Genomic DNA, 25,205 nt, shown 5'->3' with positions numbered 1-25,205 from the left:
CACGATTATGAAAGTAGAAAAGAACAAAATAGTATTCGCAGCGGTATTGGCCGTGATTTTCCTATTCCTTATTTCCTATTCCGTAATGGTAATGGGTGATGACGATAGCGAGAACGAAAGCCTACAACAGACCTTGGTTCCTGATTTGGAAGAAAACCAGAAAGAATATGAGTCCAAGCTCGATGCCATCAATGACCTAAAGGAAGTGCGTGAAACCAACGCGCCCAGCATCTATGATGAAAAGCTGATTGATTCCTTGGGTTTTTACGACCCGGATTTGCCGGAACGTGAAAAAGAACGCATTGTTGACAGTATCTATGATGCTGGCAAGATTAAGTATTCCCAAAAGCGGTATCAAAATTTAGGACAAAAGCGAGTTGTACAACAAACAGCACCAAAGGTGGATTCTGCTGAAGTTAAAAGAGAACAAAAAATTGAAGCCAAGGAATTGGGGCTGGAACATCAACTGTTCTTTGCCGCTTCGCCAAAACCCAATGAGCTTTCAATCATCGGCAATACAGACGAAACGATTTACGTAGTCGTGGATGGTGACCAAATTGTTCAAGCAAATACACGGTTACGGATGCGCCTGACGAAATCCGCTACTATCAATGGTAAACTGATGCCGAAGAACACACCGGTTTTCGGCTTTATCAGTTTTCAGCCTAATCGTGCATTAATTGAAATTGAGAATATCAAACACCATCCCACCAAGCTAAAAGCCTTCGATTTGCAAGACGGCAGCGAGGGCATCTATGTCGAGAACAACTTTAGGGAAGAAGCTACAAGAGAGGTGCTTGACGATGTCATTAGTGATATAAATATTCCCAGCGTACCACAAGTAGGCGGACTTACACAGGTATTCAGGCGTTCAAATCGAAGGGTAAAAGTAACCGTCCTGAACAATTACAGATTAATCCTAAAACCAAAGCTATAAAGCCCATAATGGGCATTTTAAAACATATTCTTATGAAAAAACATATCATTTTAACAGCATTCATTATTGGTTCCGCTTTCGCGAAAGCGAACGCACAAACCACTCACTTACTTGATACCATTTATGCGAACGACACTAAAAATGTGGCACTATTCTTCCCAGAACCTATTCGGCAGGGCATAACCGGTTCAGATAATTTTGTCTTTACCTACAATCGTGAGAAAGAACAGTATTTCGGCCTGTTGCAAGCCAAGCCTGGAAAGGAAAGTAATTTGCTGGTAGTCAACCGAAATGGCTCGATTTTTTCGTATATTGTAAGATATAAAAAACAGCTTTCTAAGCTCAATTATTTTATTCCGATATCGAGTAGTATCGGGAATGAAAAACCGATTCTTACCGATTCAATTCTTGCTGAATCTTCTGAAGAGCGTGTAGATAACAGAACATACCATTACCAAAAATTCTGCGCATACCTTCTCAATAGGAAACAGCGCATTGGACGAATCAAAAAGCGAAATGAAGGCATTGTTTTAAGTGTTGAGAATATTGTTTTCGATAAAGAAGAACTGTACTTCGTCATCCAGATTGAGAATAATTCCACATTGGATTACGATTTGAATTTCTTGAACCTTTCGATTGAAACGCGACAAAAAGGAAAAAGAAAATCGTTACAACGTCTGTATCAAGAACCGATTTATAAACATAATTTGCCGTCTAAGATTAAGAAAAATGAAATGGCTCGATTTGTTTATGTGTTGCCCAAATTTTCACTATCGGATGACCGTAGGGCAATTTTGGAATTGAATGAAAAGGATGGCGAACGAAATATTGAAATGAAACTATCACACAGATATATCAATAACCCAAATTAAAGTCATTATGAAAAATATTGTTGTTTTATTACTCGTACTGCTGTTCCTTTCGTGTGCTGATTCCACAACTAAAGTTTCGGGACCAAGTGCTACAGCCCAAGTTGTTATCGAAAGCTTTTATGAAAAGGATGAAGAAACCTTAAAAGCTAACTCAACACCACAGGCCTATTCAAACTATATGAATACCATAAATATGTTCAACGCTACACCAAAAGATGATTCCAATTTTACTGTTTTGCAGGACACCATTATGGGCGACGTGGCTTGGGTAAAATATACCACAGCTTACGATAAAACACCTGGTATTTTTAAACTGGTCAAACAGGATGGCAAATGGTTGGCAGATGTTAGAGGTTCAAAAGATAAATCGCCTTTTTGAAAAGCGTATTTATTTATTTTTATCGAGATTGATTTCCCAATAGCCCTGTGTGCCACCTTGACGTACCAAAACACCTTTGTTCTTGATAGCTGTTATATGTTTCCCAACAGCAGATTCATTGATACCTAAAACGTCTGCTATTTCATTGTAAGTTATAGAAGAATTTGCAGCTATAAGTTTAACTACTTCTTTTTGTCTTTTGGTAAGTGTAGTTGCGGCATCAATTGCAGCATCTGTTACACCACCTCTTACACCACCTGTTACACCACCTATTTGACCACCTTTTGCACCACCATCTTCAATAGTAGTTTCTTTGGCCATAAATGTCATTCTAAGAAAGTTGTCCGAAAAGCTAAAGCTCTCTTTGCCATAGTGTTCCAAAATACGAGGAATGCCCGAACCCAATTGCTCTACCAGTTCTAAGTCCTTGAAAATTCGCATCAATTCTTTATTGCGCGGTACAGAGAAGCCCTCAAAAAACTCTTGCTTGCTCAAACCTTCTGGAAGTCCACCAGCTGATGTAATTTCAATCCTGTCGGCAAATATTTCAAACTTAGGTGTTATTTCGTTGGTATAATCGTTATGCACAAAGGCGTTGATGATGGCTTCCCGTAAGGCGATGGGATTCCAAAGATTGGTCTGTTGCCGTTCTTTGGCAGTTATTTTTGTGTTGGTTCTATTTTCGACCGCAATCTTATCGATAACCTGCTTGGTCGCTTTTACCAAACTTTCGTGACCATATTCGTTGCTTTCAATAAGGTCTGTTCGGGTCTTGCCTGAATACTTGGCCACTTTAATAGAGGTATTGTTCTTATCGGCCAAAAGATAGCCCGCGTAATTGAATGCGCCGTCTTCGGTAAGCAGTTCCAGATTCTTTGCAAAGGCTTTGCCCAGATTATAGCCAGCTTCTTCGTAGTAGATTTTCAACTGGCCAAAGCTTAGATCTTGCCGACCAGCTTTAATCTTACTGATGGAATTTCGGGTACGTTTTGCAAAGAGCTCATCTATCACTTTCTGTGGCATCGGCTCTGCAGAAGAACCAATACGTATAAAACATCCCTTTTCGCTCATCCCATACTTTTTGAGATGATAGGGTTTTTCAGGACCACTTGCCACAATAATTTTAAGGATGTCCTTGCTATCCCGTTCCTCACTCACAATGTCAAACAGCCCCAATGCGGAAGGTCGGATGTTGTTTTTAAGCCTGTCCTTAATCTTTAACTGGTCGCCATCCGGATCTGCCAGACCATAAACATTTTCATTTTTGTCAATACCGATATAGAGAATGCCACCCTCGCGATAGTTCAAAAAAGCAATGACTTCTTTTTCAAGCCCATCGGTCAGTTCTCGTTTGTATTCTATACGGTTGGTTTCTGGCATTCATTAAGGTAAATTAGAGGATAAAGATAGTGATATTAAATTGCAGATTTACTTCGGCGCAATGGAACTCTCAGAACTGATTACCATAGTATATCATCTATTTTATCCCATATATTAACTGTCGCTGTTTAAAAGCAGATTTCCCACCTTCAAGGATTTCACAACTTATCTCTCTTGTTCCTTCACGGTCAATTGAACCTGCTTCTAAAACGTGAGACTTAACGCTTGTACTCTTTAAAGGAATTATCAATTCAGCATCCCCAAGCACAGCTATATTAGGGTTGTGAGTAACAATAATTACTTGTCTTGATTCTTTGATTTTCCTTAAATTTTTGACAATTGTTTTAAAGATAAACTCGCTATCTAAGTTATCTTCTGGCTGGTCAATTATTAGCGGTGTAGTACTTTTCGAAAGCATTAAAATTCCAAGCAAAACTGATTGCTGTTGACCTAATGACAGTTGAGATATGGACTTAGTGTTTCTTAAGGTTTTTCCTGTTTGTTCATCTTTGTACAATCTCGTTACAGAAATAGAAGGTCTATCCTCAAAAGGTAGAGCTTCAAAATCCTCAAACGTGTGGTCTTTCAAAAGTTTTTCTACAATGGTCTGCGCCTCATAGCTTCCTATAAATCTCTTTCCTTCTGCATCCTTCAAATCTTGCAAAGCATCGGTATCTTTTCGGTTGCATATTTCAACAAACTCAAATGGCGATAGCTGTTTGGAAATTAGGAGTGCTCTTGGAACCTGAGACGTGCGCCAATCCATAGTTGCCTTTAAAAGCTGTTCAAATTCATCCGAATAATTGCCTTGGTCGTATTTAACGTTGATGAATAAACCATCGAGGGTATTCTTTAGGTTTTCATTGATAGTCTGTGCAAAAGCATTTCTAAGAAAGTACACCCTTTGTTTGTTATCCTTTCTCTTAGTTAAAATTTCTTTACGTTCTTTCTGAAGCTCGTCCAATAATTTCTTACTGTTTTCAAGTTTTTTAACCCGGTTGCCTAAATCAAGAATATCCTTAGAAATTTGGTTGATTTTGCCCAAATCAAAAGGAATTCCTTGAGCTTCCAGTTCTTGTTTTTTGACATCCATTTTAGCTTGAATTGCTTTTTCTTTAGATGCCCAATTTTTAAGCTCTGTTCTAAGTTCTTCAACCTTTGTTCCAAGTGCTTCATTAAGTTCGCCCGCTTTGGCTTTAACAATAGCCGAAAAATCCCCGACTATGTCCTTTACTTTTTGAAAATAATCCTTGCCCACTACAATTTCTTCATCTGTCAACTTTTCAAAATTGTCAAATGTTTCTTCGTCATTAAGTATATCTCTATAGGTTTGAATGAGCTGTCTTAAATCTGCTATCAAATCTTTCCGAATTTGTCTCTCCTTAATAAGTGCATTTTGATACTTGACCAGTTCCCCCGCTTTTTGCTTTTTTAGATTTTCTAACTTTTTCTGTTCATTTTTTAGCGCCTTTTTTGTTTCGTCGAGACTGAGCAGTTCCAGCCTTAGTTTTCTTGATTCACTTTGATTGCTCAACAACTCAGCAATAAGCTCTTTGTCTTCTATTATTAGTGTATTTAGGTCTAAAAATCCGTCGAGAAAATCTATTAGCACCGTTGGGTTCTCATCACTGTGCTGGATTGTATCGGCAGTTTCACCTTGTCCGTAACTTTCGATTTCTACCTTTGAAATACCATTGATAGGGTCTGTAAGGTTTTGTGTGCCATTGTTTTTTTCTCTTGCAAATTCAATGACCTGTCCAGCTTCATCGGTATATCGAAGAGTAATTTTTTGAGGCCATACTTCGGAATCCACAACTTTTGAAGTTGAGTTGTTACCAGAAGTTTCACGAATAGTCTCTAAAAGAGTGGATTTACCCGCACCTCTACTACCGATTATACAGGTCAAATTAGGGTTTAAGTCAATCTTCATTTTATCCAGTAAGCCACCTTCTAAAATTACACTGTTAAATACTGGTCTTTGTTCAGGAATTAAATCCTCTAACCGAATTCTTGATTCGTGGCTCATCAACGCAACTTTAAATGCGTGAAAATTAAGTTCATCCATTTTAATTCTGGTCAACTTATCTTTTCCTTCAGCATTTGTACCTAATTTGTTTAGAGTATGCGAGTCAGACCCCATCAGTTTTGGCAGTATTTCATCATCTTCCAATAGCAGGTCTGTACGTCTTAACCCCAGAAGTCTTTTTCTGTTTGCATCATCATCGGAATCGGTATAAAGTTGGAAATTCTCTTTCTTCGATATTTCAAGCCCTAATAAGTTATGGTGGCAAAAAACTTCTTCTATTGGTGGACCAAAACGCCCAATTGTCCTTTCAAATCCAGAATCAAGTTCTATGTGTGCAAGGACGCCTATACCGCTTAACTGATTGGCAAAGTCTAAGCACTCTACAATGCCTTGTGATGTCGTTTTCTTGTCGTCACTAATCGTTAATTTACCCGCGAATGACCTTAAATTTTGGAAGGTGTCGAAATACAGCAGTAAATGTCCTTGTGTAGTGGTTACTTCAATTCCTGGAATAACCAATATATCCTTATCAGCTGCATACTGAATCGCCGTATTTGAGTTAAATATCTCGTTGTGGTCAGTAATACTAATAATTTTTATTCCCTTATCTATAGCTGTATCGACAATGGCTTCTGGTGTCATTGTCGAATCTTTTACGTCATAAGAACCAAACTCACCATACGAGTGTATATGTAAATCTGCCCTGAAAAATTTTGCACCTTTGGTCATATTAAAGCCTGATTTTGATGGGACTATAATGATGCAATTATTTTAAATTTTGGACAAGAGATTTTTAATTTATTTTTAACATTTAGAGATACTACTTGAATATCGACCTCACCTCATCATAAATCCTCTCAAAATTTGCTTTTAAATCCGCATCGGAATATCGCTTTGTTTCCTGCGGAAGCTGCCTCTGAATCTTGGGTAACCTGAACCGGACTTTCTTATCCTTCCCATCGGCAAAAGTCACAAACTCGCCTTGCTTAAGTCTAAAGAAAATATCAGCTCTTCTTTTGGAAACCTCTCTTTCGCCTTTAGTGATTCGGGTATCGGTTTTAAAAATATTGGCGGCCTTACTCACACTTTTAGTTGGATTCTTTATGATTTCAAAAAAGCGTTCATAGTACTTGGCGGTGTCCGGGTCATTGACCTTGCCAAAGAACTGGTAGGATAAATTGCTGAGTATCGCTTTACTGGCCTTATTCCCATACATCATATCATTTTGAATCTTATCCTGCATCACATAAATGGTGGCGATATCATAGCTTCGTAGCGTGGCTGGAATGCGGTGCATATTGAGTAAACGAATGGTTGGTGCTTCTTCCATCAGCAGAAATGAAGGCTTGGAATTGCGCACACTCATCTGTTTGGTAATGGTGTGAATTATGGTTGCGATGACTGGCGAATAAGAAGTCTCAAATTTGGGATTGTTCACTACCGAAATGACCGCTGGATTTTCTGTGCTATTGATATTCAACGCCACTTCATCTGCGGATAATGCCATAAAAATCCGTTGCGTACTGATACGTTTTAACGCATTGGCCAATGTACTTTTTACACCAGCTGTTTGCCTGTCAGAATTTTTTCCACTTATGAAAGCATCTGCCATTGCCCTCGATGTGGTGTTAGTTTCAAGAAATTGGACCAGGCTATCGGTATCGAGCATTTGATAAATGGCAATCAAATGGGGCAAAGTACAGAATTGAGGGTAGTCTGTTTTCAGCTTCCAAATCAATCCACCAATCAGACCTTCAGCAGCATCGTTAAAGAATTTAGTCGTTCCGGTGGTTCCTGATTCACGTTGTTCCAAAAGGTTTTCAATCAATACCCGCGAAACTTCATTCACACTTTCTTCATTCTCTAAATACCGCGGTGCAATGGGATTCACCCGATGGATAATCCTGTCAAATGAGATAACCTTCATAGGAATTTCACTATTAGCAAAAAGCGGATAGGCCATTTCCGTCAGTTCAAAATCCTTGTAGTCGTGTATGACACCACAAAAACCGTTATCACGAAAGTGCTTTAGGAATCCATAGACCACACTTTCGGTTTTCCCGCTTCCTGCGGATCCGATGACGGATGCGCCGCGTTTTACATTGTCGATTTTAAATGTTCCCGATTTGGTTAAGAATTTTACTTGATACCGTTTATCTATTTTTTCCGTTGGTTCACTATCGTAAAAAGCATAGAGAAATATGGCCACCAAAAGAACAGGCACAACGACATAAATCATTATTTCTACCAATGACCAATTCATATCCCAATAGAACTTGATTTAACAGCAATTTCAGCACCTTTTCGTAACCGTTTAAAAACCCGAAGTGCCAATTGTGCTTTGCTGGTCGGAATATTTGGGATTAATGGAATGCCCGACTTACCCATAATTTTAAAGGCTATTGCTTTTTCATTTGCAGGTAGCTTCATCAAAGCGGTAAAGTAGAGTTTGGGGCTTTTGATGAAATCCTTTTTAGCTTTATAAGTCTCTGCATAATTACGATTGTAGCCGAATGTTTTATCAAAGGTTATTTCTGCTTTAGCGAAAAAAGCATCCCTATCAAAACCACGTTTTACCTTTTTGCCGTGCATCTCAACTTCAGATGCTTTATACTTGCTGCCAGGGGAAAGGCTGAACCTGTTGGACGCGTCTTTCCTGCTGATTATGATATGGATGTGGCTTTGATTACCTTCCTTGGGCATACCCTGTACAATCCGAATACCATTCTGTTGGTGTGGGGCATCCCGTTCCAGTTTTCCTATCTTCAGTTTTAGTCGTTCTATATTTCCGGTCGCATTACCATGTTCAATTTTAGGTATCTCATTTTTCAGTTCAAGAATCTTGGTGGCAAAAGGCTGGTTTTCTTTTACCTGTTTGTCTGTTCCTTTAAACGTTCTCTGATGCTCGATTTTGGCGAAGTATTTAATGTCATCTACAGAAATAGGTCGACCATCAATTTCACGCCCTTTGAAACTGGCGGCATAATCTTTCATCAGCTCGCGAGTGTATCGTTTTAAATCAGCACTGCTGTTTTCGAGTTTTCGCAGTTCGTATTTTGATGGACTGACCATTATGGAATAGAATTTAGGTTCTTTCTTTTTCAGCTTTGCGGTGTTTCCGTCAATTTCTTTTACCACTTCTTTAGCAGAAATCTCATCACCATATTGATTGAAAAAGTGTTCCATATCTTCCTTCATTAAACCCTCATTTTCTTTTTCCAAATAGTCCACAAAATCGGCTGAACTCTGCGAGTAATTCGTTCCTAATTTTTGTGCTGTAATGTTGATATACATAGGTTAGAATTTTAAAGTTGATTCTGGTTATTTCGCTTTTCTTGAAACTTGACTTCCTTCTTTTCTTCTGTATATTTCTTTTCCAAAATCAAGGGTTTCTTTTTGGGTTCATCCATTTCAAAAAGGGATTGCAACATTGCGACGGTAGGTTTGGTCTGGGTCTTTTCTACATCACGCATAATAGCTATGACAGCATTAATGCGTTTCAATAATTTAGCTTCAATGGTGCGTCCAGTCGGCCCTAAATTTTCCTTGGGTGAAATCTCGTTGTAGAAGAAAAAATCGAGGATGGCTTTCATTGCCTCGGTATGCGTTTTGAAATGGGTTCTGGAAAACTGTTGAAAACGCTTTGCAGTTTCCTTCTTGAACCTGATGCCAATAAATGTGTCCATATTTCGCCGATTTGTCGCAAATCTTTCCCGAAAAATGAGCGTTTTGAGGGCATTTGTCGCAAATTGCTGAAAATCAAAAGATTAAAAAAATTTTAAACACTTGACTATCAATGATTTGAAAACGAAAAGGAATCCGTAACATCGCGCAGCGTGTTACCCTCTTGCTATTCCTTTTCGTCCCGCTCGCGGGACAAAAATCCATACAATCTAGCTCAAAAGCTGATTGCCATTTTCGAGGAAATAAAATTTCCGATATGTTGTTTTTCGATGTGTAAGGGTATCGGCGAAAGTCAAAAAAGTGGATAACCCTACATTAAATTGTGTGCTGTATTTCAGCAAAATAAAGATACGATTTTTTCGTGATTATGAATGCACTAAAAATGAAAACACCCCTGAAATTTCAGAGGTGCATTTCTTTCAAAAAACATCATTCAGATATTAAATACATAGGTATAGGAATATAAATTCCGTAACGCTTCCTCGTCAAGCATTTTGTCCAAATTGGTGTGATGCTTGGTGGCATAGTCCATCAAATCCTTGCCATATTTTTTCTTGATATCTTCCTTAGAATTGGTAAGCAATCGCTCTTGGGCTTCCTCGCTTAAATCGGTAAAATTTAGATAAATCATAGCTTCCCGATTTTAGTATTCGCTTGGTAACATCAGCGTATCGTTCACAAAGAATAACCGCAATTCATCCAGTGGGAAATCGGTAGCATTGTAACGATGTGTTTCTAATATATTGTCGTTACCATCGCTGTAAATAATTTCAGCTTCATACCCTGTATAATCCTGTTTTTCTTCTGACATTCTTTTGAAGTCAATCGTAATAAATTCACTTCGGTTAATCAGACTCTTAGCGATTACCGAAGCATCCGTAATGAGCCAAAAACATTCTGCTACTTCCGATAGATATTTCAATCCGTCGGTAAATCTGGTTTTAATTAGAGGTAGGGAATAGAACATTTCTGTTCCAGAAAAATATTGCAACCGCTCCTTAATATCGTTAACTTGTGCTTTCATTGTTTAAAATTTTTAAGATTTGAATAATGAAAAGAGGGCGCATCTTTCGAGAGGAACGCCCTCTTTAATTTTAAGTTCTACTTGTCATTTTTGCTTCCAAGTAATAGGATTTCATCCGCTACCACTTCGGTAACATAGCGTTGGTTTCCGTCGTCCGTGGTGTAGGTTCGGGTCTTTAGTTTTCCCGTAATTCCTACTTCTTTGCCTTTTTCAACATATTTCTCAACGATTTCAGCGGTCTTGCCCCAAGCCACAACGGTATGCCAGTTGGTGTCCGTTTGCTTTTCGCCTTTGCTGTCTTTGTAATACTCGTTTGTGGCGAGTGAGAAGCGGGCTACTTTCTTTCCGCTTTCAAGGTTCGTAATGGTTGGCTCTTGACCAACGTTTCCAATCAATTGTACGTGATTTCTAATAGTACTCATAACTAAATGGTTTTAAATGCCCTTTATAGGCTTGATTAATATTTCCCTTTTCAATTCAACTGTGATTAAATTTTAAGGGGTGTTTGTTCTTTTCTTTCGTGCACCGCACAATGGATAGAGTGGGTTTTGTCAAGACTTTTAGGGTAAAATCAGGTGTGTTTGCGACGTAGAAACATCCTTGGATTTTCAAGGATGTAGAAACCTTATTTTTCACTAAAACTTTGTACAGTCTTGACAAGTTCCATAAGGGCGTTAGCAATTCTTTTAAAGCCAGTTGCGATTTGAGCGTACCGACAGTTAAGCGAAATGAGTGGCTGGGTTTACATTAGAATTGGTTTTGCCGTGCCTGTTTTTCGACGACCCGAAAAACAATAGAGGCTGTATCCATTATAAACCCCTTAAAATGTGTAAGACAACGGTTGGGTTTTTAGGCATTTTCGAGTGAGGGCTCAAGAAGTTCTTGCCGAAAATTCCGTTAAGAAAACCGAAGCGATGGCTTTCCGTTGTGGAAGCGGACTTAATTCACAATTTTGGCTCGGGAATGAAGTGTTCCTTCCCAGAGAAGCGGGAAGGGTTAACGGAATGGAAAGCTGAAATTGGGGATTGTGTCCAAGATATTTGTAGTGAAGCGCTTTTCCCGGAATGTAGTGGTTTCTTGCTTTTTCAGCAGGAAACCGTGGAATGTAGGGGAATGGGCTGAGTGGTCTAATAAAAAAAGCCTTCCTAAAAATAAGAAGGCTTTATACGTCAGAACCATTAAAGGATTACTCTCGTTTTTGTATTAACAATTGCTACACACAAGGAATCACAATCAAATTCAGAATGGTTGCCTAAAGTAAACCACACAGAATCACAACGGTCATTGGGCTTTTAATTTTTTTATCGGCTCTGCTATTCACGGCACGTAAAAATTGAATATTATGCCCACCACGTTTACACTATTCCATTTCTTTTTTTCGGTCTCAAGAACAAAAAGACAACCGCTAACAATAACAGGGTTAGGATTCCCCCATAGAGGAAGTATTTGTTTGGAAAAGCGGTTCCCAAATAACCTGCCACCGGGTAAGCAAACGCCCACCATAAATGTGAAAATGCAAAATGAGACCCGTACACCTTTCCCTGTTCCTCATCGGGAATGTTCTCACCTATGAGTGTTTCTGAGGGTATTTCTGCCAGACTTTGTCCTAAACCTGCAAATACCCAAAACATCAATAGCAACGGAAAAGACAGATAATTGGCAGCACTTATCGCAAGCCCAAGTACTAAAGCGCCTAACATTAAGGATACTTGCCTGGATTTGGTCTTATCCAAAGCTCCGGATACGAATGCCGCAATGGCGGCACCTACACCAAACGCCGCCATAACCCAGCCATATTCCTTATCGGTCAGGTTCAAACCGCTCTTAATGAGAACAATGGTGTTCACTAAAATGAAAGCTCCTGCCATCGCCGATACGAGTTCTATAAAAAGAGCGAAACGTACATATTTGTTTTGAAACAAAAGTTTTATGCCCTTAGTAACGTCCTGCCATTTAAAAGGGTGCTTTTTCCGTACATCGGTTTGATTACGCCTTGAAAAGCTCTTTGGTAAGGTCACGAGCATAATACCAGCGATGATAAATGTAACCGCATCGACAAAGAATATTTCACGGGCTCCAAACCATACCGCTAAAATCCCTGCCAAACCTGGCCCCAAAACACCCAATACCTGATACGTGGCAGCCGATAAGCCGATGGCTTGCCGGTACAATTTTTTATCCACCACTTGTGGAATTACGGAACGGTATGTAGGACTGAAAAAGGCATTAAAAACATTCATCAGGAACACCAGCACATAAATTTGCCATTCGGCGTTTATGAAGGGTAACACACCAACAAGCGCCATCCTTATAAAATGGGTTACATACAATATTTTCTTTCGAGCTATCCTGTCTGCCAATACGCCAGCAAAAGGTGAAAAAATTATAAATGCTGTTACACGTAAAGTAAGGGCCGTGGCCAATATAGCCGCAGCCCTTTCCTCTCCAAACTGATATGCCAATAATGCTAAGCCCACCCAAGTAATAGCATCACCCAATAAACTGATGGTCTGCGCCACATATAGTTTTGTAAAAACTTTATTGCGAAGTGCCTGGAAGGGTTCTATCAGATTTGTCAAGTTCATTTCAATAATAAATTAAATTCTGCCGGTAGCATCCGTTTTGCGAACTACCAATTGATACACGCACGGAATAACAATCAAATTCAAAATGGTTGCAGAAAGCAACCCACCCAAAATGACCACCGCCATCGGGCTTTGAATTTCACTTCCCGGCTGCCCGCCTTTTAGCGCAAGCGGAATCAATGCCAATCCTGTGGTAAAGGCGGTCATCAGAATTGGATTCAATCTATCCAAGGCACCAGCTTTAATCAGTTCGATGCCTGTCTTACCTTCCTCTCGTAAATCTTCGTAACGAGAAACCAAAAGGATACCATTTCTGGTGGCGATACCAAAGAGACTGATAAATCCTATGGTTGCCGCAATGCTTACGATTCCTGATGTGAAATACACAATGAGAATACCACCAATCAATGCCAAGGGTAGATTAATGAGCACGACAAAGGCCAGTTTTACATTTTTGAATTCATAGTACAATAGCAAGAATATGACACCGATTGCCAAAATAGCGGTAATCAACAACAGTTGTGAGGCTTTGGACTCACTTTCAAACTGTCCACCGTATTGCACACGGTAACCCTCGGGAAAATCGATGGTGGAATTTACCACTTCCTCAATTTCGTTGACGGCACTACGTAAATCCCTACCCTGAACATTTGCCGCCACCACAATCTTTCGTTGTACATCTTCACGGCTTATGGTATTTGGACTACTCACCGATTGAATCATCGCAAGTTCGCCCAAAACGGTCTGCCCACCATTTGGCAGGCTAATCAAGGCGTTTTTAAAGTTTTCCACGTTGTCACGAAAGGGTTTTTCGTAGCGTACCACCAAATCAAAATAGCGCTGTCCTTCATAAATTTCGCCTGCTTCTTCACCTGCAAACGCAATATCTACCTGTTCCATTAAGTCGCCAACAGTCATACCATACGCTGACAAAATGGGACGCTTGGGTTTGATGCGGATTTGTGGGACTTCAATTTGTTGGTCAACTGCCACATCTGCCAATCCATCGATGGATTTGATGTTCTGTTCTACCTGTTTCCCCAACTCGAACAATCGTTGTAAATCCGAACCAAAAATCTTGATGGCGATATTGGCTCGTGTTCCGGATAACATATGGTCAATGCGGTGCGCGATGGGTTGGCCAAGCGTGATATTTACGCCAGGAACGACGCTCAACTTGGTTCGGACTTCCTCAAAAAATTCTTCTTTTGATTTGTCTTCCAAAGTAAACGGTACATCGATTTCGGCTGCGTTTACGCCTTGGGCGTGTTCGTCCAATTCGGCTCGTCCCGTTCTTCGGGTTACCACATTGACTTCAGGCATCTCCAGCAGTAGATTTTCTATTTGCTTGCCTGCCTTATTGCTCTCTTCCAACGACATTCCTGGTGGTCCAACCACGGCTATCACCAGCGAACCTTCATTGAATTCGGGTAAAAAACTTCGTCCCAATTGGGTTGCCACGACCAAACTTAACAGGAATGCAACGACCGTTACCGCAATCACTGTTTTTGGTATTTTAATAACCCTATCCAAAGTGGAAGCATAGTGTTTTTGCAACCATTGTTCTACTTTGGTGCCTTCGGCTTGTTTTTTGAGCAGTTTTTCCTTGTTCAATAAATACGAGCACAATACGGGTGTTACCGTCACGGCCACGACCAATGAGGTCAATACAGAGGTTACAAAGGCAATCCCGAGAGGTTGCAACAATCGACCTTCCATTCCGCTTAAAAAGAACAAAGGAACAAAAGACACAATGATGATTAATGTCGCAATAATGATGGAACTCCGGATTTCCACCGAAGCATCGCGCACGACCGTAATCATCGATTTGCGCTCTGCTTTTGGCAGTCGGCTGTTTTCGCGCAAGCGTTTATAGACATTTTCTACATCGATAATGGCATCGTCCACCAAAGCACCTATGGCAATCGCCATCCCGCCTAAGCTCATCGTGTTGATGGTATAGCCCAGCCATTGTAAGATAATTATAGAGACCAACAGGGATATGGGAATGGCCAATAACGAAATGACCGTGGTGCGCCAGTTCATCAAAAAGATAAACAAGACTATTACGACAAAGAATGCCCCTTCCATTAGTGTCCAATTCAAGTTGCTGATGGACGCATTGATGAAATCCGACGACCTGAAGATTTGACTTTTGATTTCTACAGTTTCCGGTAAGGTCTTTTCTAAATCGGCAATGGCGATGTCCAAATCTTCGGTCAATTTGAGGGTGTTGACATCGGGCTGTTTGGAAATTGTAAGGATAACTGATTTATTGCCGTTTAGAGAACCATCGCCGATTTTATCGGACGCACCGATTTGAACCGTCGCCACATCCTTGACTTTGATGGTCTGCCCATTGATTTGTTTTACCACGGCTTCCTGTAAATCTTCCAAAACGTAGGCCCTACCGCTTCCTTTAATGATGTATTGATTTCCGTATTGGTTCACAATACCACCTGGTGCGTTTACATTGGCTTCCTTTACGCGCTCTACCAATTCTTGCAAGCTCACGTTGTAGTGCTTCAATTTTTCAGGATTGGCAAATACCTGATACTGTTTGTAGTCGCCACCTATGACCACCACGTTGGCAATGCCACCAATGGCTTTGATGCGAGGGCGGATAATCCAATCGGACAGTGTTCGCAGTTCCATAGGCGACAGACTATCGGACGTTACGCCCAATAGCATAATCTCTCCCATAATGGATGAAATAGGTGCCATTGTGGGCGCACCAATACCTTCGGGCAGGTTTTCACGTACCATTGGGATGCGCTCACTCACAATCTGGCGAGCTCTGTAGATGTCCGTTCCCCATTCAAATTCAACCCAGACAATGGAAATTCCCGCTGCCGATGACGAACGGATACGCCTCACATTGGGCGAACCGTTCATAGCGGTTTCCAATTGGTAGGTGACCAATTTTTCCACTTCTTCCGATTCCATCCCGTGGGCTTCGGTCAAAATGGTTACGGTTGGTGCTGTCAAGTCTGGGAACACATCTACGTTCATTGTTTTGGCGTAGTAAATTCCCAATACGCTCAGTACCACTGCTCCCAACAAAATCATCAAACGATTATGTAGGGAAAATTTTAATATTTTTGTTAACATAATTCTCCTTTTTAGTGGTCGTGTCCGTGTGCCGGTGTGGTACCGGACATTGATGCCATTTTTACCTGATAGGCTCCTGTAGTGACTACCACATCGCCAACTTTCAAGCCTTTTAAGACTTCCACGTTTTTACCGTTGCGCTTCCCGATGGTTATGGGTCGTCTTTCAAAACTTTCGCCACCGAGTTGCAGAACTACCGAGTAATTCCCATAATCTTCTAAAAGTGCCGACTCGGGTACCAGCGTGGTTTGCTCTCCATCGCCCATTGCAATCTGAACCTGGGTCAAGCTCCCATCAGGAACATTGATAACATCGTTGACCTTGGCAAACACGGATATCAACGGACTTTCCCTTTCTACATCTTTTGAAATCGATAATATCTCGCCTTCGGAATCTGAAATGTTTTTCCAATCACCTGTTTCGGTCTGGTACCACATTCCTTTGATATTTTGCATCGTCAGGCCATAGGTGGGTGCCACCTGTGATTTCAACACTTTGGACTCATCAGTAGCTACACTTATCAAGACAGCGCCTTGGTCCACATAGTCACCATTGGATACATTTACGGTTCTGATAAAACCATTAAAGGGTGCACGGATTTGCTTGCTACCGCCCGAAACGCCCGAAGCGATAGACTGGTACTGCGACCGGGCGATGGTGTAGTTGCTCTCCACCTTTTCAAACTCGGATTTTGGGATGATTTTGCTATCGTAAAGTTCCTTTTTACGGTTGTACTCTGATTGGGCCTGGTCAAATTTTGCTTTCGCGGAAGCGACATCCGCACTCAAGTTATTGTTTGCCAATCCCTGACTGCTTACGTTCAACATCAATTGTCCTTGTTTCACTTCCATACCTTCGGTAAGGTTGGTCGTGGTAAAGTTGACCGTCCCGTTGGCAGTGGCCACCAGCGTTTTTACCGAACCCTGCGCCGGTTGCCAAACACCCGATGAAGTGATGACATCGTAAATCTCCCCTTTTGTGACCTGCGCCGTTTGAAAGTCTATTTTCCAGGCCTGTTCCTTTAAAAAGGAAATGGGTGCCTCTTCACCAGCATTACCTATCGCTTTTTGGGCTTCCTCCAAATTGGGATAGACCATCACGTCTTTAATCACAATGTTGTCGCTGTATGCCGGTGTGGAAAGGTCGAAAACCAATTGGTGTACACCCGCTTCCTTCGGCTGAATGGTAGGTGAAAAAATTCCTGGGGAAGAAGGGGCATCTGCTGTGGTACGCAAACCTTTGTCTCCTTTTATCAAGCTGACCGTTACCGAGCCCTCGCGTACGGGCTGGTGTTTGTCCAAAACTGTAAAGTGTGCGGCAAACCTTCCGGGTTGCCCGACAATCAATGCCGGGAACTCAACAAAGAGTTCGGTATTGTCTGTCCACAATGTATAATCCAATCTTGGGGTCTCCTCGCCTACGTGGCTCCCGTCAGCATTGTGGGCGTGTTCATCTTCGTGATTCTGTTTACAAGCTACTGCCATAAAGGCAAGCACAATTATTAAATACTTTTTCATCTTTCTCTTTTATTAATGTTGGTGTCCGTCATCATCGTGGGAATGTCCGTGGTCGTCATCGTGACTATGGCCGTGTTCTTCCTTTTGAAGGGTGTCCTGATCTACTGTAAATTCCTCCTGCTTCAAATCTTCCTGTTCCATATGAGAGCCGTCCGGGTTATGCTCGTGACCGTGGTCATCTTGGGCTTCTTCCTTTTTTGTTTCCCGGCATCCTGTAAGGCTGATTGCTGCCATTACCATTAGTGCCATTAAAATTCTTGATACTGTTTTACTCACGTTGAGTTTATTTGTCTTAAAGTGTTCGTGAATCTTTGATTTCATTGTCCTGATTTTTAAAATTGTTATAACTGATGTATTAATAATTGTGCTTGTAAAAGCTGTAGCTGTTTTTCCATTTGCAACATTCTATCGGTGGCGTCCCGATAGAATTGCACTTCCATATAGTATTCCAAAAACGAGTATTCTCCCAAACTGTAGGCTTTAAAGAGCAAATCCTCACTATTTAGGGTTTCTATGGTGTCCTGATATTCGGTGTACTTGTTGAGCAACAATTGGTATTGATTGTACTCTTGTTGTAATTTGGCATACAGCATTTGTTGTACAACTTGTGTGTTGGACTGCTGGTATTCGTAATTGGCTTCTGCCGCTTTTACTTTGTTTTTACTGTTCCATAAGGGAATGGTCAGTCCTCCATAAACACCCGAATAATTGTTGCCGTTGACCCCTTGGTAATTGTAACCCAATGCAAGGTCGGGCAGTATTTTGGTTTTTTCCACCTGCACGTTTTGTTGTGCCGCGGCTTCATAAGCTTTGAGCTCCAAAAGCTTGGGGTCTTTGGCCAATTTCTCATTCCATAAATCGGCTACAGTTTGTATCTGAAATGGAATATTTAATTGCAGATTATCCAACCCAAGCGGTTGATTGCCATTCAAAGCCTGCAAAGCTGTTCTTTGATTTTGGATTTCCGCTTCCAGTTGATCCACCACAAATTGCTCCTGAATCCAAGATACTTTAGCTTTGTTGAGGTCCAAAATGCCGACTTGCTCTCTGCTGAAAAGTTCTTGCATTTGTTCATACACCTCTTGGCTTTGTTTCTTTCTTTCATCTTCAATGGTTTTTCGCTTTTGAAGTATAAAGAGTTCTATAAGCCCTTTTTTTGCCTTAAGCAGTATTTCTTGGCGTTTTTCGCCAAAGGCTGCCTGCAACTGTTCTGCTTTTAGGTTGTTCCACTTGTTACGGGCTGCATATACCGAAGGAAATTCAAAGGATTGTGAGATTTCAAACTCGGTGTAGTCATCGGTTTGATGGTCACCAAAAGGCAGATAGTATCCTGAAAGCCGTGGGTCGGGCAGATTGTTGCCACTCTTGTTTTGAAGCTTTTGGCCATCTATAAACGATTGATAGGCCTTCAGCTCTGTATTGTTCTGTTCTATTTCGTTAAGTAGCTCCCCTATATTTCTATCTTGAGAGAAACCAGTAACAAAGAACAGGCATCCGCATATCGCGGACACGATGTATGTATTCATTGTTTGAAAATTTAGGTTTAATCTTGCCTGATAAGAAACAGGCCTGAAATTCAATAGGATTTCTACCTAATAGATAGATAATCCCAAACGATTAACCTAAAGATGGTGGCCCCCGTAAATCGAGGGATGAAAGGAAAGGATTAAAATAGTGATTGGGCGGATGATAAAGCGGCGGGTCGTTGTTTCGCCTCTTATCAATAAAATATAGTTCTTGAAAACCAGAATAGGTTTTTACAACATTCTCATTCGTATCGGTACGGTGTTCAACGATTTGTCTTTCGACAATAATATCGGTTGAAACCGTGGAATGGACGTGCATATCCATAAAGAACCCGAAAAAGCCATATGGTGATTCTTCGTCTTCGTGCGAACCATTATCGTGATGGTGGTGTTCGCCAGTATGGGCAACATCCGAATGGGAATGCGAATCCTGGTGCTGATGATGCAGATGCGGAAAAGCCTGATGCAGCACCATAAGGGCAAACAGGCCCAAGAAGAAAAATGCCGCTATTTTATTTGCTTTTTGCATTGAGAGCAAATATACAAATATTCTGAAAATGTTAAATTTTTAGCTTCAGTCTTTTCTAAATCAAATGTCAGAGTTTCATTAAAAAATCCAGTTTAAGGCACTGGATAAACCTTTTGATTTATGCGAGGGCATAAACTTCGTCGAACAATTTCTTGTCCAACCTTTCCTGTTGTCCGAAACTCTTTTTAAGGACATTGTGCAATACCGAATTGAAGGCATTATAACCTAACCAAAGATTCGGTTTCTCATCGAGTAACAAGGCTTCATAATTGAGGATTTCTAAAACCTCACGAGACTTCTTGGATGGGTCGCTATTCTTGTCACTACATTCATAGCGGAACAGTTTAGTTCTATCCAATATTGCCTTCACAAATTCTTTGGTATCGATGATTTTAAATTCCTTCATCTTGTCGAATTTCTTGGTGATGGTGTAGAACTCATTGTCCAGAAACTTATCGAAAAGATTGTTCAATCTCGGCATTATAAGGTCTGTATTGTTTCTGCTGTGCTTTATCGAAAACTCGATTTCAGCCTGTGAGACGTGAAGGCCATTGGAACAAACCTTTCTATAAAAACCGAAGTGGCCAGAGGTCTTTTCACTACCATCATACGAGTTCTTAAAACGAAGCATTGGTAGTATCAAGTCTTTATCATTTTTAACCGTAAACTGGCTTTTGTCATCGATGATAAAATCGGTAATGAACGACCTATCGTTTTTGTTGATTGTACGTTTATGATAATTAAGACCGGCATCAATTAGCATTTCTTCGGCTCTTTTGAAGAACAATTGGTTCGGGATATGACCGTAGCTGTTTGATACCACGTTGACAATCTTGCCATTCGATATAATAGCATTTTCAAGCCCTCTTCGGGATTCCATCTGAGTCAGACTTTTTAAGGATTTCATCTCATTGGAAACGAAAATCTCATCTTGTTGCAAATTTTGTAAATACATAGCTTTTGGATTTTTGGTTAAACATTTTGTGATAATAGAGCATAATACTCTGGATGCTTTTCTCGGTAATAGGCGAGATGGCTTTCTGCACCTTCAATGGTGTAGTTTTCCTTACTGGATTGATAGTGTGCCTCGGCATCTTTGACCGAAATCTTCGCTTTTGTTGTCATAATGTTGAAATTTTAGTTAAACAATATTTGAGCATCGAACAAACGGAAGCTAAAATCACAGCTCAAAAGGAAACGGAATAAATGAGTAGGGGCGGAAGCGATGGCTTTATGCCGTAGTCTTTTGATGGAAGTATTTTACGAGTTTAACTTTCGGGAATATTGTATGATAATAAACTCCTAATCGAAGAAGGAAGGGTTAAGAAAACCTAAATTTTATGAATTTTCTTTGATACTAAATAGTGTTTAATATCAAATGAAAGTATATAATATCAAACCTAAGTTTATCTTGAAAATAGACCAAATGTTGTACCTATGTTGTACCCGTGCCTTTTTTCGGTCATATTTTAAAATAAAAAAGCCGAAGATTTCTCTTCGGCTTTAAGTGCGGGTGAAGGGACTCGAACCCCCACACCTTGCGGCATCAGATCCTAAGTCTGACGTGTCTACCAATTCCACCACACCCGCATAAAGTGCAAATTAACACTTTTTATTTGGTTAAATCCTAAGTCTAGCGTGTCTACCAATTCCACCACACCCGCGAATTGGAGTGCAAATATAAATCAATTTTCCGATTTGCAAACCAGCTCCCTTTAAAAACTTGTTTTTTGTACTTTTAGGGTCCTTTTTAAATCATATATGAAAGACATCAACAATTACATTAATTCCAACAAAGACAGATTTATCAACGAGTTGATCGAGCTCCTAAAAATTCCCTCCATCAGTGCCGATAAGGCTTATGCCAAAGATGTGCTGGAAGCGGCAAAAGCCGTCAAAAAATCCTTGGAAGATGCAGGTTGCGACAATACGGAGATTTGTGAGACCAAAGGCTATCCCGTGGTATACGGCGATAAGATCATTGACCCTAATTTGCCGACCGTTTTGGTATACGGCCACTACGATGTACAGCCACCAGATCCGATGAACCTTTGGACATCACCGCCATTTGAGCCCGTGATCAAGAAAACAGAGCTTCATCCCGATGGTGCCATTTTCGCCCGTGGTGCCTGTGACGATAAGGGACAGTTCTTTATGCACGTGAAAGCAGTGGAGTATATGATCCAAAACGATGAATTGCCCTGCAACGTCAAGTTCATGATTGAAGGCGAGGAAGAAGTGGGGAGCGATAGTCTCGAAGATTTCCTAAAGGAAAACAGCGAAAAACTCAAAAACGATATCATCCTCATTTCCGACACGGGAATGATAGCCAACGACACCCCGTCCATAACCACTGGGCTACGAGGACTGAGCTACGTGGAAGTGGAAGTTACGGGAGCCAATCGCGATCTACACTCAGGAATCTACGGTGGAGCTGCACCAAACCCGATCAATGTACTCGCCAAAATGATAGCGCAGTTGCATGATGAAAACAATCATATCACTATCCCAGGATTTTATGACAAGGTGCAGGTAATCCCCGATGATGAACGCGCCGAAATGGCCAAGGCCCCTTTTAATTTGGAAGCCTACAAAAAATCATTGGACATTGGTGACGTGCATGGCGAAAAAGGCTATACAACTCCCGAGCGATTCGGTATACGCCCAACCTTGGACGTAAACGGAATCTGGGGCGGATATACTGGCGAAGGTGCCAAGACCGTAATCGCCAGCAAGGCCTACGCGAAAATTTCCATGCGATTGGTGCCCGATCAGGATTGGCACGAAATCACTAAGCTGTTCACCAAACATTTTGAGTCACTTGCTCCAAAAAGCGTGAAAGTGAAAGTTTCTCCTCATCATGGTGGACAAGCCTATGTTACCCCAATTGACAGCGATGGTTACCAAGCAGCCTCGAAAGCCATGGAGACCACATTCGGCAAAACGCCCGTGCCACAAAGAACAGGCGGAAGTATTCCGATCGTAGCTTTGTTTGAAAATGTTTTTGACAGCAAAACAATTCTTTTGGGCTTTGGATTGGACAGTGATGCCATCCACTCCCCTAATGAACATTTTGGGGTCTGGAACTTTTTAAAGGGCATTGAGACCATACCCTATTTTTACAAATATTATACGGAGATGAAGGCCTAGAGCTTCTTTACGTATTTGGTCACTATTACAATTTGCTGGCCATCTACCTTGCCTTCAATATACTCGGCATTTTCGTGATCCAGGGAAATCCGTCTAACGGCGGTTCCCTGTTTTGCGACCATGCTGGAACCCTTCACTTTTAAATCTTTTATCAAAACCACATTATCCCCATTTTCAAGGATATTGCCGTTCACGTCCCTATGGATAATTTTTTCGCTTTCATCTTGGCCTTCCCCCGTAGCCTTGGCCCATTCCAGGGCTTCATCATCCAAATACATCATGCCCAAAAGGTCTTGGGGCCATCCTTCGGACTTTAGGCGGTTCAGCATTCGCCACGCCACGACCTTTACCGCATCGTGCTCGCTCCACATGCTGTCGTTTAAGCAGCGCCAATGATTGGCGTCTGTACTGTCGGGGTTCTCAATTTGTGAGATACAGGTGGCACAGCCCAAAATACTTCCATCCAAGCCACCGGTGGACACAGGGGGAACTTCGTACACCTGTAAACTCTCCGTTGCTCCGCACAATTCACATTGATTTCCGCTTCGTGCTTGTAATTCCTCCAATACTGACATGATAGATGGTTTTTTATCGCTTACAAACTTAGAACTTTTCGGTCAACGGGTTTTGATATATACCAAAGAAAAAATCCACCCACGTTGCCATGAATGGATTTGATCAAACATACACCTCAATGGTCAAGGCAATTGAGAATATCCATGTTTTGTTTTCCAAAGGAAATATTTTTCAAACAACACTTTATTGAAGTCGTAAAATATGTTGGGTATCATGATGGCAAAGTTTCTGGGCTTGAACAAGTGGTCGCTCAAGATGATGACTTCTTTTTTACCAGCATCCATCACACATATTCCAGGGATTTTGCCCCAAGCTTTCTTCTTCAATTTGTCCTTGCCTTGGGTTACCCTGATGATGTTCTCCGCTACAATTTTGCCTGTCTCATCGGATGGGTATCCTGTTTTGGGACCAGAAAATGGCACTTTGCCTGGTTTAAAGGGTAATTTTACATCAACGGCAATACCAGCGGACCAAATATTAGGGTATTTAAAATGTCGGTAGTCATCACCAACGGGCAAATAGCCTGCTGCGGTGGCTTCCAATTTTTGTGAGTTGACCACAAAATCAACACCAACGAACGGAGGCATCAACATGGTAAATTTGCTTGGCAACACCTCATCAGAAGTTAGGGTTACACTCTCCGCGGTCACTTCCTTCACCCCAACTTGTGTTCTGTAATGGATATTGAACATCTTCATGAAAGATTTCAGCATGGTCTCGCCACCAGTGATCCCATCAATGCCAAAATGTCCCAAGAAGGTTTCGGGGGTAATCCAATACAGATCTACTTTCTTTCTGATTTTTTGCTCCCTGAGCCATTTCTCCACATTGAACAAAAACTCGTAGGCGGCGCCCATACAACCCGCATTTTGTGTAGCTCCGATAACAATAGGGCCAGGATTCTTCTTGAACTCTTCCAAAGCCTTTCTGGTTTTCATAGCACCATTGGGCGTTCCAATATAATGGGCATGTTCTTGAACCCCTGGAGCGACATCGTATTTTACTTTTGGACCAGTGGCAATGACCAAATGATCATAGGTAAAATCACCCTTGGTCGTATGCACTATTTGGCTATCGGGATCTACGGTTAAAGCTTCGGCCTGTACAAATTCGACTCCTTTCTTTTCAAGAACGGTATCTTTTCTGAACGAGATATCCTTGATTTCCCTTCTTCCGAAAGGCACCCAGATCAATGAGGGAACAAACAGGAACAAAGGTGATTTATCTATCACTAAAACCTTATGGTCCTTTTTCCCTTTTCTTTTGATTTCCAACGCGGCGGTCATTCCTGCAAAATTTCCGCCAATAACTACTGTGGTTTTCATGATTGCGTGATTTAATAGTATAAAAGTATCGCTACCAATTCTGACGCACAGTAACTTAGAGCACATAACTCTATCTTTTTTAGAACATAGATCAAGTGGGGTTGTCAACACGTTTTGAATTAAAAAGACAGAAAAACCGATTTATTTTAACTCTACACTTGTAGAATATTAATTTTTATTCTATGTTTGTAGAACATAAATGGTAAAACCGAAAAAATGCAATTGTCAAAATCCGAAGAAGAGTTAATGAACATTGTCTGGAAATTGAAAAAGGCCTATATGAAGGACATTTTGGATGCCTATCCCGAACCCAAACCAGCGACCACCACGGTGGCGACGCTTTTAAAACGAATAGCGGACAAAGGTTTTATTGGCTACAATAGTATAGGTAGAAGTAGGGAATACTATCCCTTGGTGATGAAGAAGGACTATTTTTCGAAGCAAGTGAACGGCCTCATCAAAAACTTCTTCAACGACAGTGCGAGTCAGTTTGCATCATTCTTTACCCAAGAAACCAACTTGAGCAAGGAAGAATTGGAAGACTTAAAAAAATTAATTGACAACGAAATCAAAAAGAAGTAATT

Annotated in this window: 24 protein-coding genes and 1 tRNA gene; 6 read left to right on the top strand and 19 right to left on the bottom strand. The window is 41.0% G+C overall.

What is annotated here, in order from left to right:
- Nucleotides 1–7: 7 nt before the first annotated feature.
- Genes traM through J0656_RS12835 form a run of 3 tightly spaced genes read left to right on the top strand, consistent with a single transcriptional unit; the run spans nucleotide 8 to nucleotide 2,188 of the window.
- Nucleotides 8–937 carry a conjugative transposon protein TraM gene (gene traM / locus J0656_RS12845; RefSeq protein ID WP_207034535.1) on the top strand — a complete coding sequence of 310 codons (930 nt, stop codon included), beginning with the start codon at nucleotides 8–10 and terminating at the stop codon, nucleotides 935–937.
- 32 nt (nucleotides 938–969) lie between these two features.
- Nucleotides 970–1,809 carry a DUF4138 domain-containing protein gene (locus J0656_RS12840; protein WP_207034533.1) on the top strand — a complete coding sequence of 280 codons (840 nt, stop codon included), beginning with the start codon at nucleotides 970–972 and terminating at the stop codon, nucleotides 1,807–1,809.
- Between the two features lie 7 nt (nucleotides 1,810–1,816).
- Nucleotides 1,817–2,188, top strand: a complete 372-nt coding sequence (locus J0656_RS12835) for a hypothetical protein (RefSeq protein WP_207034531.1) — start codon at nucleotides 1,817–1,819, stop codon at nucleotides 2,186–2,188.
- A gap of 9 nt (nucleotides 2,189–2,197) precedes the next feature.
- Here the strand turns inward: J0656_RS12835 and J0656_RS12830 are convergent, their stop codons facing one another.
- From J0656_RS12830 to J0656_RS12795, 8 genes are all read right to left on the bottom strand, one after another.
- Nucleotides 2,198–3,568, bottom strand: a complete 1,371-nt coding sequence (locus tag J0656_RS12830; protein ID WP_207034529.1) for an RNA-binding domain-containing protein — start codon at nucleotides 3,566–3,568, stop codon at nucleotides 2,198–2,200.
- A gap of 97 nt (nucleotides 3,569–3,665) precedes the next feature.
- A complete protein-coding gene (locus J0656_RS12825; RefSeq protein WP_207034527.1) occupies nucleotides 3,666–6,323 on the bottom strand; it encodes a TrlF family AAA-like ATPase in 2,658 nt (885 codons plus the stop codon).
- Nucleotides 6,324–6,414: 91 nt separating this feature from the next.
- Nucleotides 6,415–7,857, bottom strand: coding sequence for a type IV secretory system conjugative DNA transfer family protein (locus J0656_RS12820; protein ID WP_207034525.1), 1,443 nt, complete (start codon nucleotides 7,855–7,857; stop codon nucleotides 6,415–6,417).
- Nucleotides 7,854–8,888: a MobB family relaxase gene (gene mobB, locus J0656_RS12815; RefSeq protein ID WP_207034523.1), complete on the bottom strand. Its 1,035-nt coding sequence runs from the start codon at nucleotides 8,886–8,888 to the stop codon at nucleotides 7,854–7,856. The genes J0656_RS12820 and mobB overlap by 4 nt, the downstream gene beginning before the upstream one ends.
- Before the next feature lie 11 nt (nucleotides 8,889–8,899).
- Nucleotides 8,900–9,280, bottom strand: coding sequence for a BfmA/BtgA family mobilization protein (locus J0656_RS12810; RefSeq protein ID WP_207034521.1), 381 nt, complete (start codon nucleotides 9,278–9,280; stop codon nucleotides 8,900–8,902).
- A gap of 431 nt (nucleotides 9,281–9,711) precedes the next feature.
- Nucleotides 9,712–9,909 (bottom strand): hypothetical protein, encoded by a 198-nt coding sequence (locus J0656_RS12805; protein ID WP_207034519.1) that lies wholly within the window; start codon nucleotides 9,907–9,909, stop codon nucleotides 9,712–9,714.
- A gap of 12 nt (nucleotides 9,910–9,921) precedes the next feature.
- Nucleotides 9,922–10,302 carry a DUF6876 family protein gene (locus tag J0656_RS12800; protein WP_207034518.1) on the bottom strand — a complete coding sequence of 127 codons (381 nt, stop codon included), beginning with the start codon at nucleotides 10,300–10,302 and terminating at the stop codon, nucleotides 9,922–9,924.
- 77 nt (nucleotides 10,303–10,379) lie between these two features.
- Nucleotides 10,380–10,724 (bottom strand): single-stranded DNA-binding protein, encoded by a 345-nt coding sequence (locus tag J0656_RS12795; RefSeq protein ID WP_041495866.1) that lies wholly within the window; start codon nucleotides 10,722–10,724, stop codon nucleotides 10,380–10,382.
- Nucleotides 10,725–11,265: 541 nt separating this feature from the next.
- Between J0656_RS12795 and J0656_RS12790 the strand changes: the two genes are divergently transcribed.
- A complete protein-coding gene (locus J0656_RS12790) occupies nucleotides 11,266–11,424 on the top strand; it encodes a hypothetical protein (protein WP_207034516.1) in 159 nt (52 codons plus the stop codon).
- A gap of 233 nt (nucleotides 11,425–11,657) precedes the next feature.
- Here J0656_RS12790 and J0656_RS12785 read toward each other — a convergent pair whose 3' ends face one another.
- The 9 genes from J0656_RS12785 to J0656_RS12745 all read right to left on the bottom strand — a co-directional run bounded on the left by J0656_RS12785 (nucleotide 11,658) and on the right by J0656_RS12745 (nucleotide 21,160).
- On the bottom strand, nucleotides 11,658–12,887 hold the full coding sequence (locus J0656_RS12785; protein ID WP_207034514.1) for an MFS transporter: 1,230 nt from the start codon (nucleotides 12,885–12,887) through the stop codon (nucleotides 11,658–11,660).
- A 12-nt stretch (nucleotides 12,888–12,899) separates the two neighbouring features.
- Nucleotides 12,900–15,998, bottom strand: a complete 3,099-nt coding sequence (locus J0656_RS12780) for an efflux RND transporter permease subunit (RefSeq protein WP_207034512.1) — start codon at nucleotides 15,996–15,998, stop codon at nucleotides 12,900–12,902.
- Nucleotides 15,999–16,009: 11 nt separating this feature from the next.
- Entirely contained in the window at nucleotides 16,010–17,515 is a 1,506-nt protein-coding gene (locus J0656_RS12775) for an efflux RND transporter periplasmic adaptor subunit (RefSeq protein ID WP_207034510.1), read from the bottom strand.
- Nucleotides 17,516–17,527: 12 nt separating this feature from the next.
- Nucleotides 17,528–17,836, bottom strand: a complete 309-nt coding sequence (locus J0656_RS12770) for a hypothetical protein (protein ID WP_207034508.1) — start codon at nucleotides 17,834–17,836, stop codon at nucleotides 17,528–17,530.
- Between the two features lie 20 nt (nucleotides 17,837–17,856).
- The gene (locus J0656_RS12765; protein WP_207034506.1) at nucleotides 17,857–19,041 is read right to left on the bottom strand and encodes a TolC family protein; all 1,185 of its coding nucleotides are present in this window, start codon (nucleotides 19,039–19,041) and stop codon (nucleotides 17,857–17,859) included.
- A 91-nt stretch (nucleotides 19,042–19,132) separates the two neighbouring features.
- Nucleotides 19,133–19,570: a hypothetical protein gene (locus J0656_RS12760; RefSeq protein ID WP_207034504.1), complete on the bottom strand. Its 438-nt coding sequence runs from the start codon at nucleotides 19,568–19,570 to the stop codon at nucleotides 19,133–19,135.
- A gap of 118 nt (nucleotides 19,571–19,688) precedes the next feature.
- Nucleotides 19,689–20,525, bottom strand: coding sequence for a DUF932 domain-containing protein (locus J0656_RS12755; RefSeq protein WP_207034502.1), 837 nt, complete (start codon nucleotides 20,523–20,525; stop codon nucleotides 19,689–19,691).
- Between the two features lie 17 nt (nucleotides 20,526–20,542).
- Entirely contained in the window at nucleotides 20,543–20,695 is a 153-nt protein-coding gene (locus J0656_RS12750; RefSeq protein WP_207034500.1) for a hypothetical protein, read from the bottom strand.
- 383 nt (nucleotides 20,696–21,078) lie between these two features.
- Nucleotides 21,079–21,160: transfer RNA gene (locus J0656_RS12745), tRNA-Leu, on the bottom strand.
- Between the two features lie 171 nt (nucleotides 21,161–21,331).
- Here J0656_RS12745 and J0656_RS12740 point away from each other — a divergent pair.
- Nucleotides 21,332–22,720 (top strand): dipeptidase, encoded by a 1,389-nt coding sequence (locus J0656_RS12740; protein WP_207034498.1) that lies wholly within the window; start codon nucleotides 21,332–21,334, stop codon nucleotides 22,718–22,720.
- Here J0656_RS12740 and J0656_RS12735 read toward each other — a convergent pair.
- Both J0656_RS12735 and J0656_RS12730 read right to left on the bottom strand, forming a co-directional pair.
- Nucleotides 22,717–23,295 (bottom strand): PhnA domain-containing protein, encoded by a 579-nt coding sequence (locus J0656_RS12735; RefSeq protein ID WP_207034496.1) that lies wholly within the window; start codon nucleotides 23,293–23,295, stop codon nucleotides 22,717–22,719. The genes J0656_RS12740 and J0656_RS12735 overlap by 4 nt on opposite strands.
- Nucleotides 23,296–23,418: 123 nt before the next feature.
- On the bottom strand, nucleotides 23,419–24,621 hold the full coding sequence (locus J0656_RS12730; RefSeq protein ID WP_207034495.1) for an NAD(P)/FAD-dependent oxidoreductase: 1,203 nt from the start codon (nucleotides 24,619–24,621) through the stop codon (nucleotides 23,419–23,421).
- A gap of 216 nt (nucleotides 24,622–24,837) precedes the next feature.
- Here J0656_RS12730 and J0656_RS12725 point away from each other — a divergent pair, with 216 nt between their 5' ends.
- Nucleotides 24,838–25,203, top strand: coding sequence for a BlaI/MecI/CopY family transcriptional regulator (locus J0656_RS12725; protein ID WP_207034492.1), 366 nt, complete (start codon nucleotides 24,838–24,840; stop codon nucleotides 25,201–25,203).
- The last annotated feature ends 2 nt before the right edge of the window (nucleotides 25,204–25,205 follow it).

The organism is Flagellimonas aurea (genome assembly GCF_017313785.1).
Taxonomy (GTDB): domain Bacteria; phylum Bacteroidota; class Bacteroidia; order Flavobacteriales; family Flavobacteriaceae; genus Flagellimonas; species Flagellimonas aurea.
The sequence above is the reverse complement of the archived record's forward strand: the minus strand, read 5'-3'. Positions and strand labels throughout refer to the sequence as shown.

Excerpts from the sequence above, each read along its gene's own strand:
- J0656_RS12810 (WP_207034521.1), bottom strand. The coding sequence starts at position 9,280 with ATGGACACATTTATTGGCATCAGGTTCAAGAAGGAAACTGCAAAGCGT.
- J0656_RS12730 (WP_207034495.1), bottom strand. The coding sequence starts at position 24,621 with ATGAAAACCACAGTAGTTATTGGCGGAAATTTTGCAGGAATGACCGCC.
- J0656_RS12740 (WP_207034498.1), top strand. The coding sequence starts at position 21,332 with ATGAAAGACATCAACAATTACATTAATTCCAACAAAGACAGATTTATC.
- J0656_RS12830 (WP_207034529.1), bottom strand. The coding sequence starts at position 3,568 with ATGCCAGAAACCAACCGTATAGAATACAAACGAGAACTGACCGATGGG.
- J0656_RS12785 (WP_207034514.1), bottom strand. The coding sequence starts at position 12,887 with ATGAACTTGACAAATCTGATAGAACCCTTCCAGGCACTTCGCAATAAA.
- J0656_RS12835 (WP_207034531.1), top strand. The coding sequence starts at position 1,817 with ATGAAAAATATTGTTGTTTTATTACTCGTACTGCTGTTCCTTTCGTGT.
- J0656_RS12755 (WP_207034502.1), bottom strand. The coding sequence starts at position 20,525 with ATGTATTTACAAAATTTGCAACAAGATGAGATTTTCGTTTCCAATGAG.
- J0656_RS12775 (WP_207034510.1), bottom strand. The coding sequence starts at position 17,515 with ATGAAAAAGTATTTAATAATTGTGCTTGCCTTTATGGCAGTAGCTTGT.
- traM (WP_207034535.1), top strand. The coding sequence starts at position 8 with ATGAAAGTAGAAAAGAACAAAATAGTATTCGCAGCGGTATTGGCCGTG.
- J0656_RS12825 (WP_207034527.1), bottom strand. The coding sequence starts at position 6,323 with ATGACCAAAGGTGCAAAATTTTTCAGGGCAGATTTACATATACACTCG.
- J0656_RS12795 (WP_041495866.1), bottom strand. The coding sequence starts at position 10,724 with ATGAGTACTATTAGAAATCACGTACAATTGATTGGAAACGTTGGTCAA.
- J0656_RS12750 (WP_207034500.1), bottom strand. The coding sequence starts at position 20,695 with ATGACAACAAAAGCGAAGATTTCGGTCAAAGATGCCGAGGCACACTAT.
- mobB (WP_207034523.1), bottom strand. The coding sequence starts at position 8,888 with ATGTATATCAACATTACAGCACAAAAATTAGGAACGAATTACTCGCAG.
- J0656_RS12770 (WP_207034508.1), bottom strand. The coding sequence starts at position 17,836 with ATGAAATCAAAGATTCACGAACACTTTAAGACAAATAAACTCAACGTG.
- J0656_RS12760 (WP_207034504.1), bottom strand. The coding sequence starts at position 19,570 with ATGCAAAAAGCAAATAAAATAGCGGCATTTTTCTTCTTGGGCCTGTTT.
- J0656_RS12800 (WP_207034518.1), bottom strand. The coding sequence starts at position 10,302 with ATGAAAGCACAAGTTAACGATATTAAGGAGCGGTTGCAATATTTTTCT.
- J0656_RS12735 (WP_207034496.1), bottom strand. The coding sequence starts at position 23,295 with ATGTCAGTATTGGAGGAATTACAAGCACGAAGCGGAAATCAATGTGAA.
- J0656_RS12840 (WP_207034533.1), top strand. The coding sequence starts at position 970 with ATGAAAAAACATATCATTTTAACAGCATTCATTATTGGTTCCGCTTTC.
- J0656_RS12805 (WP_207034519.1), bottom strand. The coding sequence starts at position 9,909 with ATGATTTATCTAAATTTTACCGATTTAAGCGAGGAAGCCCAAGAGCGA.
- J0656_RS12780 (WP_207034512.1), bottom strand. The coding sequence starts at position 15,998 with ATGTTAACAAAAATATTAAAATTTTCCCTACATAATCGTTTGATGATT.
- J0656_RS12765 (WP_207034506.1), bottom strand. The coding sequence starts at position 19,041 with ATGAATACATACATCGTGTCCGCGATATGCGGATGCCTGTTCTTTGTT.
- J0656_RS12790 (WP_207034516.1), top strand. The coding sequence starts at position 11,266 with ATGAAGTGTTCCTTCCCAGAGAAGCGGGAAGGGTTAACGGAATGGAAA.
- J0656_RS12725 (WP_207034492.1), top strand. The coding sequence starts at position 24,838 with ATGCAATTGTCAAAATCCGAAGAAGAGTTAATGAACATTGTCTGGAAA.
- J0656_RS12820 (WP_207034525.1), bottom strand. The coding sequence starts at position 7,857 with ATGAATTGGTCATTGGTAGAAATAATGATTTATGTCGTTGTGCCTGTT.